This window comes from Bacterioplanoides sp. (genome assembly GCF_965219715.1).
Classification (GTDB): Bacteria; Pseudomonadota; Gammaproteobacteria; order Pseudomonadales; family Oceanobacteraceae; genus Bacterioplanoides.
Genome location: NZ_OZ244785.1, coordinates 1,264,738 through 1,280,226, shown reverse-complemented (window position 1 = coordinate 1,280,226; position 15,489 = coordinate 1,264,738). Strand labels below are relative to the sequence as shown.

Below are 15,489 nucleotides of genomic sequence, written 5' to 3'. Positions count from 1 at the left end.
TTTAAGTATGACGTTAGTACGGCAAGGAATCGCTGCTGTTATAGGTTTGCTGCTGAGTTGTCATGTTGCAGCCTTAACCGAGCCTGTTTATCTCGCAGAAGATGTCGAATTTGATATTCCCGTCGACCCGGATGATGAGCAACCGTATGTTGAAGAAACGCCGGTTTCTGAAGATGTAATGGATCGCTCACGGGATTGGTTGGTGCGCTATCTGGACGGTATCTCAGGAGATATTGATACTTTTTTTGTCGACACATTTTTTAGTGAAGATATTACCGCGGACGATGTAAAAGGCAGTCGTGCTAAGTTGTCATTTTATACCCGGCGTGAGCTTGGGGAGCCGGTCGATTATAAATTTGGTATCAGCGTTAAAATGGTATTTCCGAATACAAATGAGCGACTGAAACTGCTGCTGGAATCGGATGAAGAAGCGGATGCCCGTGAAGCGGACCCGATTGAAAGTGTCGAGAATGTGGATTACACCGCGGCATTGCGTTTTATCATTAATGAATCGGATAAATGGAAAACCAATATTGATACCGGGATTCGATGGGGTCTGCCGCCGGATCCGTTTGTGCGTTTCCGGGCGCGTCGCTACAGCTACTTTTCCGAATGGGAAATGAAGATCACCCAGGTGGTATCTTATTTTACTAAAGAAGGCTGGAGAGAAACGACCCGGGTGCAGGGGAATTACCCGATTAACATCGAAAAACAGTTTCGTTTAAGTGCACGGGCTGACTATTTATTGAATAACGAATATTTCACCCTGAATTACGGCGCAGGTTTGTATCATCGCCTGAGTAAAAAGGCGGCACTGGGTTTTGTTGCCAGTGCTTCGGGGGATACTGAAAAAACGGCCACGTTTAATGCGTATGCTGCTGGCGTTCGTTATCGTCGCCAGATCTGGAAAGACTACGTATTTGCCGAGGTATCTCCGGAATTTATCTGGACCTCGGAAAATGAATATGAAAGTACACCGGTATTAATGTTCCGTATTGAAACCGTATTTTCTGAATAACAATCGACAGGGTTCCGGCGGTAGTCAGAGAATTATTTTTCTGAATGTCAGATTGATCCTGCCTGAACTCTGCTTCTTTCGTTGTGGCAACGCATGTTGCCAGCGCTGCTGCATTCCCGCCTTCATGAATAACAGGCTGCCACTGTTCAATGGAATTTTAGTGTGTTGGCGTGTTTCTCCGACCCTTCTCAGGGCAAAGTCGCGGCAATCACCAAAACTTAATGACGCGATCACGGCTTCCGGGCCCAGCTCCGGTTCATCATCGCTGTGCCAGCCCATATGATCCATGCCGGAGCGATACCAGTTAGCCAGTACGCTGTTGAATTGAACATCTGAAACATCATTGAGCCTGTTCAATAACTGTTTACAGGTTGATGGCCAAGGAAAAGGAAAGAAGGTTTTGCCGGAGTAGCGATAGTTGTACTGTGGATCTCCAATCCAACACTGCAGTCGCGGAATCAGGTGTGTTTTACCATAAATATGGATTTCTTCCTGTTGCCACTGAATTTCCTGCCGCAGTTGTTGGTAAACTCGGTTGGCCTCGGCAGCCGAGAAGGCGGAAGGGTAATAGGCCAGGTCGCCATCCAGCAGGACTTGCGCCTGAGATAAATTGATCTCAGGCGCATCGGCATGATCAGGAATCAAAGCGACCAGCAAATAGTGGCGAGGTCAGGTAGCGCTCACCAGAGTCTGGCAGGATAACGACGATGGTTTTGTCTTTAAACTCATCTTCCTCTGCCAGGCGCAGCGCTCCCAGTAATGCGGCACCACATGAAATGCCGGCAAGGATGCCTTCTTCGGCCATTAAACGGTGTGCCATCTCCATGGCTTCATCGTTGCCAACAGTCTCAACCCGATCAAGGATGTCGATATCCAGGTTCTTCGGAATAAAGTTCGCACCAATGCCCTGAATTTTATGAGGCGCTGGCTTGATTGCCTGGCCTTCACGAGTCTGGCTGATGATTGGTGAATCAGCAGGCTCAACAGCAACCGAGGTAATGGCTTTGTGTTGTTTGATGTAACGGGAAATACCAGAGATGGTGCCACCGGTACCCACACCAGCAACCACGACATCAACCTCACCGTCGGTGTCTTGCCAGATTTCCGGGCCGGTTGTTTTTTCATGAATTGCCGGGTTAGCCGGGTTTTCAAACTGTTGCAGCATGATGCGTTGTTCCGGTGCTTCGGCCAGCAGTTCTTCTGCTTTCTCTACTGCACCACGCATACCTTTGGCACCTTCGGTCAGTACCAGGTTAGCGCCCAGTGCCTGCATCACTTTACGGCGTTCCAGGCTCATGGTTTCTGGCATGGTCAGAGTTACTTTGTAGCCTCGTGCTGCGCCCACAAATGCCAGCGCAATCCCTGTGTTACCGCTCGTAGGCTCAATGATTTCCATGCCTGCTTTCAGCTTTCCGTCTTGCTCCGCTTGCCAGATCATATTGGCACCAATGCGGCACTTCACTGACTGTGCCGGATTACGGTTTTCCAGTTTTGCGTAAACTTTTGGGTGGCTGGTCAGTTTGCTGATGCGCACTAATGGCGTGTTGCCGATGGATTGGCTGATATCCTCGTAAACCTTCATAAATTCCTCAGTACTTTGTCGCAGATGTCATCTAGACTTAATCTATGTCATCCTTTGTTGTCAGCCTGCGTATATGATCTGACAACGCATTTGGTAAGGGAGAACCTGTGCTGAAAACCAGTCACCGGTCAGAAAAAAATAAGAGTGCTACCTTACGGGCTGTTGAAGAACAGATCAACCTGCTGAATCAGGTTCTCAAGGCCAGCGCTCGCTCATTACGCTTCTCGTCGGATATTGAAAAACAATATCTGCGCCATCGTAATCGCCGTTTTCTTGATGTTGATATCAAAATTATTGCCGCAGGTCTGCTGGTTTATCTGGCATTTGCCTGGTCGGACTTTTACATCGGTGGTGAGCGTGCACACGAGCTGCTGATGATTCGTTGTTCCATCACTGCAATTCTGTTTCTGGGCGTTATCTGGATTCCACGATCTCCGCTGGGAGGCTATATCGTTCCGTTGACCGCTGTGGGGATTGCAGTGGTCGGCACTTCGGTGATTTATTTTATTTATCTGCTCGAGGGCTTGCCCCGTTACGCCTATCACCTGGGGTTGGTGCCAATCCAGGTGTTTGCCATGGTTTCCATGCGTTTGAGTTACCGCAGCTTTTTGGTCACTTCAGTATTTATGATGCTGGTATATACCGTGATCGCCAGTCAGATCGATTTATCAACGGACACCTCCGAAGTTGGGCGCATCATTATGTCACTGCAGCCTTATTTTCTGGCTTTCTGGTTGGTTCTGGTGGCGATGGGAGGGTATCTGGCGTACGTCATGGAGGCAGCCTTCCGCAGTGATTATATGAAAAATCGGATTCTGGCCCTAGAAGCCGACCGCCTGCAGATCTTAACCCGTAAGTTACAGCTGTTATCGACTACCGACAGCCTGACGCAAATCGCAAACCGGCGGCACTTCGAGCAGGTGTTTGATTCCGAGTGGCGTCGCTGCCAGAGGAATAATGAATCGTTGGCATTGGTGATGGTCGATGTTGATGCCTTTAAAGAGTACAACGACACCTACGGACATCAGATGGGCGATGAATGTTTGCGCCGGATTGCCGCCAGCATTTCCGATGGCTGTAGGCGCTCAACCGATTTGTGTGCCCGTTATGGTGGTGAAGAGTTTGTCATTCTGTTGCCGCAGATGGCCGAGCAGGGTGCGTTAGAGCTGGCGAATAATGTGCGTCAGGCGATTGAAGATCTGGCGATAGAGCACCGCACAAGTGAAATTGGTGTTGTAACTATCAGTGCGGGTATCGCCTGTCAGACACCGCAACATGGTGATCAGTCAGAAGATTTGATTCGCCTTGCCGATCAGCGCCTGTATCAGGCGAAGAGCGCCGGTCGGAATATCGTGCTGCATAACGAATAAAAGCGGCTCGATAGCCGCTTTTATTCGTTAATTAACCGTCTCTTAACTGGCTAACTCAGCCAGGCTTTGGTCTTTGTCTTCCCAAAGTTGCTGCACCCATTGCTGAAAATTCTGACGGAAAGCATCGTCGTTTTCATAGTCGCCCTGACGCAGTTCTTCAGGAATAGGTTTTTCTTCCACAATGACCGTACAGCGCTTCATTTTACCCTGCAGAAAATCCCAGAATGTCGGAATACCATCCGGATAATGGATGGTAACGTCGATAATGGATTTAAACTGATCGCCCATCGCACTCATGGCAAATGCCATTCCACCGCTTTTCGGTTTCAGTAAATGCTTAAAAGGAGATTGTTGCTTCTCATGCTTGTTTGGAGTGAAGCGGGTGCCTTCAAGGTAGTTCACTACGGATGTAGGAATTTCCTTAAATTTCTCACAAGCCTGGCGTGTGGTTTCCAGATCTTTACCGCGCATTTCCGGATGTTTTTCCAGATAAGCCTTGCTGTAGCGTTTCATAAATGGGAAATCCAGTGCCCACCAGGCAGCTCCCATAATCGGTACTTTAATAAGCTCTTGTTTCAGGAAAAACTTGAGGAACGGCGCACGCCCTTTCAGCGTGTGTTGCAATAGCAGGATATCCACCCATGATTGGTGATTGCTGACCACAAAATACCAGCCGTGCTTGTCCAGTCCTTCCGGGAGCCTGATATCCCAATCCATTTTTTGTGTCAGGCGCATCCAGCCGCTGTTGCAATAAACCCAGCAAATAGCCACACCCGTCATCATACGACTGATGACTTTGCGGATGGCGGGAACCGGAATGATTTTGCTCAATAACAATAACGTCATGAGCAAAGTCACCCAAAATAAAATATTGATTAGCAATAACGTACTGGCAATGATGCCGGTTACAAGCGGTGGCATAACGCTGATCGTCCTTCGTTTATTGTTCTGTTTGTGTTTTTCTCTGTTGTGCCTGAATTGCAGTAAGAGCGATGGTATAGACAATATCTTCCACCAATGCCCCACGTGATAAATCATTTACCGGCTTTGCCAACCCCTGCAACATAGGCCCAATGCTAATAACATTGGCACTACGCTGTACGGCCTTGTAGGTTGTGTTGCCAGTATTCAGGTCGGGGAAGATTAACACAGTGGCCTGACCGGCTACAGCACTGTCCGGCGCTTTCGATCTTGCTACTGACATGGTTGTCGCCGCGTCGTATTGCAACGGGCCATCAACGGTCAGCTGAGGTTGTGCCTGGTGCACCAGCTCAGTTGCCTGGCGAACTTTTTCAACATCGGCGCCGCTGCCGGACTTGCCGGTGGAGTAACTCACCATGGCAACCTTGGGTGAAATTCCCATCGCGGTGGCTGATGCTGCACTCTGAATAGCAATGTCGGCCAGTTCGTCAGCATTCGGATCCGGGTTTACCGCACAATCTCCATAAACCAGTACCTGATCGGGTAAGCCCATAAAGAATACCGAGGACACCAGCTTGGCACCGGGCGCTGTTTTAATCAGCTGCAGTGCCGGGCGAATGGTGTTGGCTGTGGTGTGAACGGCACCACTGACCAGGCCGTCGACATCGTCCTGGGCCAGCATCATGGTGCCCAACACAACTGTATCCTCGAGTTGGGCCAGTGCCATTGGTTCTGTCAGTTGCTTGTGCTTTCTCAGTTCCACCATGTGAGGGACGTAGTGCTCGCGAACATCGGATGGATCGATGATTTGCAGATCTTCCGGTAACTCAATTTCGTGTGCCTGAGCAACCTGCTCAACTTTTTCGCGTTCGGCCAGTAACACACAATCGGCAATGCCACGTTGCTGGCAGATGGCTGCCGCCTGCACTGTTCTCGGCTCATCGCCTTCCGGTAACACAATGCGTTGTTTATCCGAGCAAGCTTTGGCAACGATCTGGTAACGGAATGCCGCGGGTGACAAACGACTCGGGTGGGGGGCGCCCAAACGCTCGAGTAATAAGTCGCTGTTGAGATGGCTGGTGACTGATTCCATGATGCGCTGAACCCGGTCGACGTCGTCGATAGGGACGTGAGTGTCCATGCGCGATAACTGCTCAGCCGTGCTGAAGGTATCCAGCTCTGACTGTAAAACCGGCACGCCGGTTTTTAACGCGTTCTGACATAAGTCGATGATGCCCTGGCTTGGGACTAAGCCACTGGTCAACAGTAAGCCTGCCAATGGCGTGCCATTGGTAGCGGCCATGGCCGCTGCCACGACAACGTCATCGCGGTCACCCGGCGTTACTACCAGGGTTCCCGGACGTAAGGTTTCAACCATATTCGGCAGGGTGCGAGCGCACAATGCTGTACGCAATACGCGGCGTTTATCGAGGTCGCCTTCGTTCAGAACTTTTGCTTTTAATGTGCGGGCGATATCCAGCATGCGCGGGCTGAGTAGTTCAGCCTGCCATGGAATAACCCCCACTACAGGGCACTGATCCGTACCCAGGTGCCAGCATTCTTCTTCACTACATAATGGGTTGATATTTGCCTGAACGGCTGTTTCCACCGACGGAATGCCGGATTGCACAGGGGCGCTGCCCACTTTATTAATAATGGAACCAAGCAGGTTGGCTTTGTTACCACCGTAAATACCGTACTGCAGCTTCAGATCGGAGCGGATCTTTGCGGCGCTGCGATCCTGGCCATTGGCGACCAGCAATACGTCGGCATTTAACGCTTTGGCAATTTCTGCGTTTAATTTGGCGGTATAAGGCTCTGAGCGATCCGGAGCCAGGCCTTCGATCAGGACAACATCACAATCCTGTGCAACCTGGTCGTGCAGGGCAACGACGTCTTCGAGAACGCGGTCCATCAAGCCGTCACTGATGCGTTGCTGTACCAGATTCAGCTGCATCGGATCCGGAGTTTGCAGGTGCAAAACGGTACGAACCAGATGGGTCGAGCGCTCGCTGGAGGCATAAGACGGTGCTACGGGTTTAACAAATCCCACTTTCAGGCCACGTGCATCCAGAGCACGGATCAAGCCCAGGCTGATGGTGGTGAGGCCGCTTTCCAGGCCGGTTGGAGCTATTACAACATTAATCATGGTTCACCAGTTGGTAAGTATCCTGAGCAATCATTCGTTCTTCATCGGTGGCAACCACCATCGCTAATGGCGAACCGGCTGCGGTAATTCTGCCGGCAGCATCACCATTGGCATTGTTTAAATCGTTATCGAGCTTGAATGCGGCTGAGCGCCAGGCAGACAGAATTCGTTGGCGCACCAGGTTAGAGTGCTCACCGATTCCGCCGGTGAAAACCACCGCATCAAGGCTGGGCAGAGAAGCTGACAATGCCGCCAGCTGGCGAGCCGCCCGGAAGCAAAATACATCGACTGCGCGCTTGGCGTTGCTATCACCATCCGCCTCGGCTTGCAGCAAGGTGCGCATATCGTTACTCAGGCCGGATAAGCCTTTCAGACCACTGTTGCGGTTGAGATCACTGCTCACCTGCTCCAATGTTTTTCCCTGATGATGGACCATGTAATCAATCATACCGGGGTCGATGTCGCCACTGCGCGAACCCATTACCATACCTTCCAGCGGTGTCAGTCCCATGGTGGTATCGACTGAGCGTCCGTTAGCAACGGCGCAAGCACTGCAGCCGTTACCCATGTGAGCGATGATCATGTTCAGCTCATTGGGGGCGCGATTTAACAAACGGGCCGCTTCCGCGCTAACGTAGCGATAGCTGGTGCCATGAAAACCATAACGGCGAACGCCAGCATTTTCGTACCAGTCATAGGGCACTGCGTACAGGTAAGCACTTTCGTCCATTGTCTGGTGAAAGGCAGTATCAAAAACCGCAACGTTGGGTAATTCCGGACGTAATTGCTGACACAGTTCGATGCCTAGCAGGTTTACCGGGTTATGCAGTGGCGCCAGATCCGACACCTGATGCAGCTGAGAAATGGTGTCGGCATTTAATAAAGTGCTTTCGCTGAAGGTTTCACCGCCGTGAACCACGCGATGACCAATACCCGCGAGGTGTTCAAGGTGGCTTTCGCAGGTTTGTAAAAAGCCGGACAGGGCTTCTTTATGAGCACTGCCTGCGGGCAGGGATATGTGTTCGGTGATGTCACCTTTGATGGAAATGACCGGTGAAGGCTCACCAAGCCTTTCTGCGAGTGCCTTGATGCTAGGTTCGCTGGCGTTGGCATTAGGATAAAGAGCGAATTTAATTGACGAACTACCGCAATTAATAACGAGTACGGACTGATCCACTTAAGGTCCCCAGATAAAACGTTGGCTGGAATTTTCTGATGGCAGAGACTACTGACTCCGGCTGTTGCAGTTATCGCGATACAGGCCGAGGCAGGGCTTAATGTAACAGCCTAAAGTCTAGTGGTAAATCAATGTGAGAATGTTAATGCAGGTCAGTGTTTGGCTGAAGAAAAAAGGAGGGCAATGGAATGTCGGCGTAAATGATTACGCCGGGTTGCTGGCTTCGCGTAAATTAATTTCCAGCCGTTGTAATACGGTATAAGCACCGCGAGTGGCTGCTTCAGGGATTTTCCCCATGGAGAACTTTACCGCGTAAATAAAATCGCCATCTTGTTGTTCCGCACGAATCACGGTAGCAGGTACCGACTGCAAACTGTGGTCATCACTGGTCAGCGAAATCAGCAGGTTTTTTCCCGGCTTCATTTTTATCGGAGAAATAATTGAAACGCCGCCGAGAGAAAAGTCCCGCGCAATTGCCTGATGCCTTTTCCCGGCGCGACCGAATAAATTCAGTTTGCGTATTTCCAGCTTCAGAGGTGCAGCATCGTAGCGTTTGCGAAAGCGGCGTTCATTAGCAGACATAAAAAATTATCCCTGAGGTTGCTCTTTTACCTGTGGTTCATCGTATTCAGCCAACTTGTTGTGGCGAATCATTGCGCGGATTTCTTTTACATATTCTTCACCACGCTCTGAGTATTTTAGTAAACCTGCGGCCAGAGTCATGCCCGTGCTGTAATTTTTTTCGCTCAGCTCCTGATTTCGTAACTGGCGAAGTTCCGCGTAGCTTGGGTGGCTGTTGAGGTTGCGAATGTAGCTGGCCACAGAACGGTATGGGCTATCAAATTTTGCCACTTCATGCGATGCGCCACTGTTGCGTGATGACGGAACCAGGCCACAGCCTTTGCTGAAGCACCATTGGCCGAACAGATTATTACCCTGCTTAGCAAAGCGGGACGTGCCCCAGGCCGACTCGTTAGCCGCTTGTGCCAGTACCAGAGATGGTGGAATAACATTCACTTTTTGTTTCAGCTCGGCAAACTGCTGCGCCTTGTCAGTTGCTTTAACCCGGTACTTTTTCAGCAGCCCGTTGAGAGTCTCTTGCTCCGTCGCATCCAGTTCTGCTTTTTTGCTTAATGTTTCGATGGTGTTTCGTTCGATCAGCACTTTTTCATTTGCCTGAGCGATTAACGGTTTCAGAAAACCAAAGAACGCACGCTTTTTCTCTTTAACATCCTGAAGCGCGGCAAAATCCGGTAATTGCGGATTAAAGTCTTTTTGGGTTTTAGTTTCAGTCTGCGGCGCTTTATCACATCCGGATAAAGCCAGAAGTAACGACAAGAAAGTAATTTTAATCAGAGACGGTTTCAGCATTTTTAAGATCTGAAGTAGTGAGTTTGGCGGCAGTATACCGGATTCGCTGATTAACCATAGGGATTCGCGCCTGATGGCTGATAAATACTGGATTGGTGTGACATTTCCTTGGCGTGAAAAACATAGCTGAACGTACGTTTGTCGACGAATTGTGATTGTCTATGTGCTTTGTGTGTATTTTTATTAACAGTGCGCAAGTTTCGTGTATGCTGGCCGATAGTTGCAGAGGAACTGACAACAAGAAGCTCAACTATGTCTCAGCCAATTATAATTATCGCCGATCAGACCCTGGCCGTTCAGGCTCAGCTGGGTGATCTGCTGGCCGCAGAAGCCGACACTGTCAGTGTCATTCGCCAGGAGCAACTGGATTACTGGCTGAATGAACCGTCTCATACCCCCGATTTACTGATTCTTCAGCGCGACTTCGTTGACGATACCGCTGCGCTGCTGAATCGTTGGCGCAGTCACCCCCAAACCCGCCATTGCGATGTGTTATTGATGGGTGAAGCAAACGAGAGTTTTGAAGTTGAAGCTCTGCTTGCCGGGGCTGTCGATTATGTACGTAAACCGATCAATCCGGTGTTAGTGCTGGCCAGAGTGAAAGCTCAACTGGGGCGTCGGCGTGAAGTGGCACGGCTGGAGGCTTTGTCGACCACCGATGGGTTAACGAATATCGCCAATCGCCGTTATCTGGATCGCTTTCTTGCAGCTGAGTGGGGGCGTGCCCAGCGTGAGGAAGGAAATCTGGGGCTGATCATGATCGATATCGATCATTTCAAACAATACAACGACTACTACGGACATCCGGCTGGTGATGATGTGTTAGTGCGTGTTGCTGCGGCGTTGAAAAGCTGTGCGCAACGTCCACGTGACCTGGTTGCCCGCTACGGTGGCGAGGAGTTCGCCGTAGTGTTGCCGTCGATTCAGCTCGAAGGACTGGAGGTGGTTGCGCAGCGCCTGCAGCAAGCAATTGCCGAGCTGAAAATTGAGCATCATGGCTCGCTGACTGCTCCCCATCTGACGTTGAGTCAGGGGCTTGCCTGGAGTGAACCTAAAGCGGGTGAAGACTGGCATTTGTTGGTGGAAGCGGCGGATGAAGCCTTATATACGGCAAAATCGGCGGGTCGCAATCAGTTCAGTGAAACCGTTGATCTGGCTGCCGTTCGTATGTTGATTCCAGGCTGAGCACTGTTTCCAGAGCACTTTATTGGCCTTGGTACGGGATCTCGCATCCGACGAAATCCCGGTTCTCTGTTAAAAATTCTATATCGTTCTTGCAGGCTGGTTCAGCCGTGACTTCCTGCCAGATTTGATGCCATACGGTTAAGTAACTTACGTAATCTCACGGCTGTTGTATGCCGATGTGTGATGTTGCTGGAGATCTGCTGAAATTCGATCAGCGTTTGTTGCAACATTTCCTGGCTGGTGGTGATCACTTCGTACTCGTAGTGATGATCCTGAATGCTGACCTTTGCCAGCTCCATGTATTCTGCGTTCAGAATCTGAATCAGATTAAATACCTGGTCTTTTTCCTTGCAGCTGCTGGCTTCCCAATAACAATCTTCCAGCGTTTTCAACAGATCCCAGATCAGTTCGCTGGCCTGGCTGATGGTGATGTGACTCATACCTTCTCCGCGTTAGATAACCCTCTGTTTAAGGATAGCAGAGGGTTAGCAATACGGCTGAGTAATCAGGCCTTGCGGCGTATGTATAATTTCTTACGTACTTTGGCGACCAGTTGGTCTTTTTCATCAACGATGTTGACGTCGTAAACCGGCAGAAATTTATCGCCCGAAGCCGTTTTTTGCTTAATCTCCTGCAACATCTCGTCTGTTAACAGGAAGTGAGCGAATACGCGTCCACGACCCGGGCTGACGAAGTCAATTTCGGCGCTGGCGTCCCAGACGATGTAGTCACGGCCGAGGTTGTTCATCAGCAATAACATGTAAAAAGGGTCAACCATAGAAAACAGGCTGCCGCCAAAATGGGTGCCGACATAATTACGGTTGTACCAGGTCAGGCGCATGCTCACCCGGGCTTCGCGGAAATCTTTATCGAGGTAGTCGACTTTGACGCCGGCACCCAGGTAAGGGCCGTATATATTGATAATGCGGCGAATGCCCGAAGCGGACGTCAGCCAGTCTTTAAATTTGTTAAACATACGAAATTCTGCGGTTACTGAATCGATTAAATAAAAAAAGCGCATCCCGAATCCGGGGTGCGCTTTTTATCAGATTTGTAATTAGCTGTTAACTGTTTGGCTGAATGTCAGCCTTCAGTTTTAACAAAGTGGCGCAGGTAGCGCTGGTTCATATCGTCTTTGCCCAGCAGGATCAATGCGTCACAGACGTTGAAGTCCTTATCCAGGAATGGCTCGCCACAGACTTTGACACCAATGCGCAGGTAGGCTTTCAGCAGTGGTGGTACCAGGCTTTTACCATCCAGGTCTACGCTGGTGCTTGGCATCTGAATTTTCGGCTCAGCGCGCATGTCTTCACTGGTGAAGTGTTTTTCCCGCAGATAGTCGATCACAGCAATGGCTTTAGAGTAGCCATCCGCCAGTGAGATGCTGGCGCATCCCATCAGGTAATCCATTTTATTTGCCGACATATACTGAGCAATGCCACCCCACAATAAGCCGATTACGGCACCACTGCGGTAGTCCGGATCGACACAGGTGCGACCAATTTCCATATAGCGCTTTCCGGGCTTGATGATATTGCTCAGATCGAATTCTGTTGCGGAATAAAAGCCACCGGTTTGTTCGGCCAGTTCGTTGGTCAGTATGCGACTGTAACCAACAACACAGTCGTTATGGACGTCTTTAACGATCAGGTGGTGGCATACATCGTCGAACGAATCTTTATCGATTCCTTCTCCGGCAGTTGGCAGATTAGCGCCCATTCCTTCTGCAAAAACGCGGTAACGCAGTTGCAGAGCCTGATGGATTTCAGCCGGATCTGTGGTGATTCGGGCAACCAGTGGAGACTCACTGTGTTGCGCCTGTTGACTGGCGGTGGCTTGTTGCATAATCAGTCTCATTTATTCATTTTGCGTGACAGTAAATCAGACGTGTGACAGTAGAGTTACAGGGGAGCGGCTGCACGGCTCGGTAAAAATTCTGACCCGGAAACCCGACATTCGTCTTAAGCGAGCTATCCTAAGTGAGAGGGGGAAGAGATGAAACCACTGATTATTACAATTTTGTTGCTGAACAGCCTGTATTGCTCAGCACAGCCATTTATTGGTACCAATCACGCCAGCCAGCTAATTAATCAGGCGCTGAAAAGCAAAGATCTGAAGTGGTTGCCGTTTCCAATGCCGTATGCCATTGCCCGTGCAGATAAGGGAAAAGATGCACGCTTTTTATCTGCGTTGGCTGACCACAAATTACTGGTGCGTAAAAAAGAAACGCGCATGGCAACGGTTGAAGAAAACGGTAAACGTAAACGCAAGGTACTGGTGAGTTGGATCTATGACTATCCGATGTCCAATGGTGAGCGGACAACGGATGAAGGGTTTTATTACGGATATGGTCGGCTGAAGAATATTCTGGAATTATCCAGCCCTTATCTGATTGGCGAATACTATTACGTCGAAGCCTATATCCAGTGGTATGTCGATGATATGCAGGAGTGGATCAAAGATTCGGCGTTTGATGGTGCCCGTACGTTGCGTCGTTCCCGCGAATCGTTTCGCCGACCTTTCGAGAAAAGGGTGTTTCTGCAATACGATGGTAACAGTTGGGCGTTTTGGGAAGGTAAGCCAGGCGAGCTGTAGCCAGCCCGTTTTTACTGTTGTCGTTGCGGCTGAGATCGCTCAAAGCTGAGTTCTTAACCATAAGCCCGGCGGTGTCGAAACGCCCTGATCCTGATGAATCACTTGCCCGTTTTTATCCAGCACGTAATAACTTGGATAACCTTTTACCCGGAAATACGCTCGTGTGTCCGGGCTGCCAAGTAATACTTCTCCATTGAAGCCAACATCGGCGATAAATTTTTCAATTTCCGGGCGGTCCTCCCAATCCTGAGCAATGGCGACCACCCGCAGATTGTCATTCGGTAATAAATTCAGGCCCGGCATGCTGATGCGGCATACGCTGCACCAGGGAGCAAAGAAATAGACCAGTGTTTTGTCTTCGCTTGATGGCCAGTTCAGTTCGCCGTTTGCGTTGCTACTGAGCTGAGGTAAGGAAAGTTCCGGAATCTGACTGCCATCATCGAGTAAATGACTGCTTAGCCAGCTGCTGAGTGCAACAAAACCGATAATCAGCAGGCTGAATTCAACCAGCCTGCCGAGCCATTTGCTGGTGTTGTCAGATGGCTTTGGAGAAGCGTCGTCTTTCTTGGTTGGGTTGCTCATGTTGTTTCAGATAATGATCGAATGCCATACAGGCATTACGAACCACTAAGCGTCCTCTGTCACTGATGCGGATTTCGACATCATCCACCATCACAAGTTCATCGGCCAGCATCGGTTTTAATTCATCAATGCTGGCGCTGAGATAGTCGCGGCTGTTAATGGCGTATTTCTGATCCAGCTCGGCAAACTGAATGTTGAGGTGGCATAACAGTTCGGCAATCACTTCACGGCGAATTTTATCGTCCTGGTCAATATGACGGTATTTCAGTGTTGGCAGCTGGCCCGCGGCAATCGCATGCTCATAAGCATCAACAGTCACCTGATTCTGCAGGTAGTAATCACCAATCTGGCTGATCGATGAGACACCAAAGCCAATCAGGTCACAGTCGCCGTGGGTGGTATAACCCTGGAAGTTGCGGTGCAGTTTGCCGTTGGCTTGGGCAATAGCCAGTTCATCATCCGGCTTAGCGAAGTGATCCATACCGACGTAGTGGTAATCAGCGCCGGATAATTTCTCGATGCAATGACCCAGAATGGCGAGTTTTTCCTGAGCGGATGGCAGGTCATCACCGTTAATGCGGCGTTGTGGTTTAAAACGCTCTGGTAAATGGGCGTAGTTAAAGACTGATAAACGATCCGGGCTCAGTTCGATGATTGTGTCCAGGGTGCGATCAAAACTCTCCAGCGTTTGATGGGGGAGGCCATAGATCAGATCCATGTTGATCGAACGGTAACCGAGTTCTCTCGCTTCTTTCATCACTGCGCGGATCATACTTTCCGGTTGTACCCGGTTTACGGCGACCTGAACTTTTTCTTCCAGATCCTGTACGCCAAAACTGATGCGGTTAAATCCAAGTTGGCGCAACATGGATAAGGTGTTCGGGCGCAGTTCCCGTGGGTCAATTTCAATCGAGTAGTCTGCGCTGCTGTCCTGGCTGAAATCGAAATGTTGCTGCAGGAAGCGGATCAGCTCCTGTAATTGTTCGTCGGATAAGAAGGTTGGCGTACCGCCACCAAAATGCAGCTGTTCAACCCGACGGTTGCTACCCAGCAGTGATTTTTTAGCAAGAATTTCCTGCTTCAGAATTTCAAGGTATGGAGCAGCTTGCTCACGACGCTTTGTTACAATTTTATTACAGCCGCAGTAATAACAAACGTGGGCGCAGAACGGGATATGAATATACAGCGACAACGGTTTGTTGTTATCTCGCTGAGCAAACGCTTGTCGTTCATGGTGGTCATCTGTGACTGGTAAAAACTCAACCGCGGTTGGGTAGGAAGTGTATCTTGGGCCAGGGCGGTTATAACGCTGAATTAACAGCGGATCCCATGCTAAATGTTCAGTCATAGTCGATTCTTTTATTGGGCTGAGTGGACGGCTCTGACGGCCTTTTGATCAATGGCTGAAGAGTTTAAATGTTTGTTTTTTGTCGACCTTGTTCTACGTCAAGAGCGGCGAGGTTCCAGGCGCGATTTCAGGTGGCGTGTCATTTTTCAAAATTTTACTTTCTTTTAACATTTCCAGGCGCGCCAGCTCTG

General features: G+C 49.9%; 16 protein-coding genes. 4 read left to right on the top strand and 12 right to left on the bottom strand.

What is annotated here, in order from left to right; genetic code table 11:
- The first annotated feature begins 7 nt into the window (after window positions 1–7).
- Window positions 8–1,018, top strand: a complete 1,011-nt coding sequence (locus ACOQOZ_RS06350) for a hypothetical protein (RefSeq protein ID WP_420591435.1) — start codon at window positions 8–10, stop codon at window positions 1,016–1,018.
- A gap of 24 nt (window positions 1,019–1,042) precedes the next feature.
- On the opposite strand, the gene ACOQOZ_RS06345 is transcribed toward ACOQOZ_RS06350, so the two are convergent.
- Both ACOQOZ_RS06345 and cysK read right to left on the bottom strand, forming a co-directional pair.
- Complete coding sequence (locus ACOQOZ_RS06345; protein WP_420591434.1) at window positions 1,043–1,663, bottom strand: alpha-ketoglutarate-dependent dioxygenase AlkB family protein; 621 nt, start codon at window positions 1,661–1,663, stop codon at window positions 1,043–1,045.
- Window positions 1,653–2,600: a cysteine synthase A gene (cysK, locus tag ACOQOZ_RS06340; protein ID WP_420591433.1), complete on the bottom strand. Its 948-nt coding sequence runs from the start codon at window positions 2,598–2,600 to the stop codon at window positions 1,653–1,655. Before cysK ends, ACOQOZ_RS06345 begins: the two co-directional genes overlap by 11 nt.
- Window positions 2,601–2,707: 107 nt before the next feature.
- Here cysK and ACOQOZ_RS06335 point away from each other — a divergent pair, with 107 nt between their 5' ends.
- A complete protein-coding gene (locus ACOQOZ_RS06335; protein WP_420591432.1) occupies window positions 2,708–3,970 on the top strand; it encodes a diguanylate cyclase in 1,263 nt (420 codons plus the stop codon).
- Between the two features lie 42 nt (window positions 3,971–4,012).
- On the opposite strand, the gene ACOQOZ_RS06330 is transcribed toward ACOQOZ_RS06335, so the two are convergent.
- The 5 genes from ACOQOZ_RS06330 to ACOQOZ_RS06310 form a co-directional block, all read right to left on the bottom strand.
- Window positions 4,013–4,891 (bottom strand): acyltransferase, encoded by an 879-nt coding sequence (locus ACOQOZ_RS06330; RefSeq protein ID WP_420591431.1) that lies wholly within the window; start codon window positions 4,889–4,891, stop codon window positions 4,013–4,015.
- Window positions 4,892–4,910: 19 nt separating this feature from the next.
- The gene (gene pta, locus ACOQOZ_RS06325) at window positions 4,911–7,040 is read right to left on the bottom strand and encodes a phosphate acetyltransferase (protein ID WP_420591430.1); all 2,130 of its coding nucleotides are present in this window, start codon (window positions 7,038–7,040) and stop codon (window positions 4,911–4,913) included.
- Window positions 7,033–8,217, bottom strand: coding sequence for an acetate/propionate family kinase (locus ACOQOZ_RS06320; protein WP_420591429.1), 1,185 nt, complete (start codon window positions 8,215–8,217; stop codon window positions 7,033–7,035). Before ACOQOZ_RS06320 ends, pta begins: the two co-directional genes overlap by 8 nt.
- Before the next feature lie 204 nt (window positions 8,218–8,421).
- On the bottom strand, window positions 8,422–8,799 hold the full coding sequence (locus tag ACOQOZ_RS06315; protein ID WP_420591428.1) for a PilZ domain-containing protein: 378 nt from the start codon (window positions 8,797–8,799) through the stop codon (window positions 8,422–8,424).
- Window positions 8,800–8,805: 6 nt separating this feature from the next.
- A complete protein-coding gene (locus tag ACOQOZ_RS06310; RefSeq protein ID WP_420591427.1) occupies window positions 8,806–9,588 on the bottom strand; it encodes a glucosaminidase domain-containing protein in 783 nt (260 codons plus the stop codon).
- 252 nt (window positions 9,589–9,840) lie between these two features.
- On the opposite strand from ACOQOZ_RS06310, the gene ACOQOZ_RS06305 reads away from it, so the two are divergent.
- Window positions 9,841–10,773, top strand: coding sequence for a diguanylate cyclase domain-containing protein (locus ACOQOZ_RS06305; protein ID WP_420591426.1), 933 nt, complete (start codon window positions 9,841–9,843; stop codon window positions 10,771–10,773).
- A gap of 101 nt (window positions 10,774–10,874) precedes the next feature.
- Here the strand turns inward: ACOQOZ_RS06305 and ACOQOZ_RS06300 are convergent, their stop codons facing one another.
- From ACOQOZ_RS06300 to ACOQOZ_RS06290, 3 genes are all read right to left on the bottom strand, one after another.
- Entirely contained in the window at window positions 10,875–11,213 is a 339-nt protein-coding gene (locus ACOQOZ_RS06300; RefSeq protein WP_420591425.1) for a hypothetical protein, read from the bottom strand.
- Window positions 11,214–11,278: 65 nt separating this feature from the next.
- Window positions 11,279–11,749 (bottom strand): DUF4442 domain-containing protein, encoded by a 471-nt coding sequence (locus tag ACOQOZ_RS06295; protein ID WP_420591424.1) that lies wholly within the window; start codon window positions 11,747–11,749, stop codon window positions 11,279–11,281.
- 107 nt (window positions 11,750–11,856) lie between these two features.
- Entirely contained in the window at window positions 11,857–12,630 is a 774-nt protein-coding gene (locus ACOQOZ_RS06290) for a GNAT family N-acetyltransferase (RefSeq protein WP_420591423.1), read from the bottom strand.
- Between the two features lie 138 nt (window positions 12,631–12,768).
- Here ACOQOZ_RS06290 and ACOQOZ_RS06285 point away from each other — a divergent pair, with 138 nt between their 5' ends.
- Window positions 12,769–13,368: a hypothetical protein gene (locus tag ACOQOZ_RS06285; protein WP_420591422.1), complete on the top strand. Its 600-nt coding sequence runs from the start codon at window positions 12,769–12,771 to the stop codon at window positions 13,366–13,368.
- A gap of 39 nt (window positions 13,369–13,407) precedes the next feature.
- On the opposite strand, the gene ACOQOZ_RS06280 is transcribed toward ACOQOZ_RS06285, so the two are convergent.
- Both ACOQOZ_RS06280 and hemN read right to left on the bottom strand, forming a co-directional pair.
- Complete coding sequence (locus tag ACOQOZ_RS06280; RefSeq protein ID WP_420591421.1) at window positions 13,408–13,950, bottom strand: TlpA family protein disulfide reductase; 543 nt, start codon at window positions 13,948–13,950, stop codon at window positions 13,408–13,410.
- Window positions 13,904–15,298: an oxygen-independent coproporphyrinogen III oxidase gene (gene hemN / locus ACOQOZ_RS06275; protein ID WP_420591420.1), complete on the bottom strand. Its 1,395-nt coding sequence runs from the start codon at window positions 15,296–15,298 to the stop codon at window positions 13,904–13,906. The genes ACOQOZ_RS06280 and hemN overlap by 47 nt, the downstream gene beginning before the upstream one ends.
- Window positions 15,299–15,489: the final 191 nt, after the last annotated feature.

Bases quoted from the DNA above. Each gene is read 5' to 3' on its own strand.
- ACOQOZ_RS06330 (WP_420591431.1), bottom strand. From the start codon at position 4,891: ATGCCACCGCTTGTAACCGGCATCATTGCCAGTACGTTATTGCTAATC.
- ACOQOZ_RS06305 (WP_420591426.1), top strand. From the start codon at position 9,841: ATGTCTCAGCCAATTATAATTATCGCCGATCAGACCCTGGCCGTTCAG.
- ACOQOZ_RS06300 (WP_420591425.1), bottom strand. From the start codon at position 11,213: ATGAGTCACATCACCATCAGCCAGGCCAGCGAACTGATCTGGGATCTG.
- ACOQOZ_RS06295 (WP_420591424.1), bottom strand. From the start codon at position 11,749: ATGTTTAACAAATTTAAAGACTGGCTGACGTCCGCTTCGGGCATTCGC.
- pta (WP_420591430.1), bottom strand. From the start codon at position 7,040: ATGATTAATGTTGTAATAGCTCCAACCGGCCTGGAAAGCGGCCTCACC.
- ACOQOZ_RS06350 (WP_420591435.1), top strand. From the start codon at position 8: ATGACGTTAGTACGGCAAGGAATCGCTGCTGTTATAGGTTTGCTGCTG.
- ACOQOZ_RS06315 (WP_420591428.1), bottom strand. From the start codon at position 8,799: ATGTCTGCTAATGAACGCCGCTTTCGCAAACGCTACGATGCTGCACCT.
- ACOQOZ_RS06290 (WP_420591423.1), bottom strand. From the start codon at position 12,630: ATGAGACTGATTATGCAACAAGCCACCGCCAGTCAACAGGCGCAACAC.
- cysK (WP_420591433.1), bottom strand. From the start codon at position 2,600: ATGAAGGTTTACGAGGATATCAGCCAATCCATCGGCAACACGCCATTA.
- ACOQOZ_RS06285 (WP_420591422.1), top strand. From the start codon at position 12,769: ATGAAACCACTGATTATTACAATTTTGTTGCTGAACAGCCTGTATTGC.
- hemN (WP_420591420.1), bottom strand. From the start codon at position 15,298: ATGACTGAACATTTAGCATGGGATCCGCTGTTAATTCAGCGTTATAAC.
- ACOQOZ_RS06280 (WP_420591421.1), bottom strand. From the start codon at position 13,950: ATGAGCAACCCAACCAAGAAAGACGACGCTTCTCCAAAGCCATCTGAC.
- ACOQOZ_RS06310 (WP_420591427.1), bottom strand. From the start codon at position 9,588: ATGCTGAAACCGTCTCTGATTAAAATTACTTTCTTGTCGTTACTTCTG.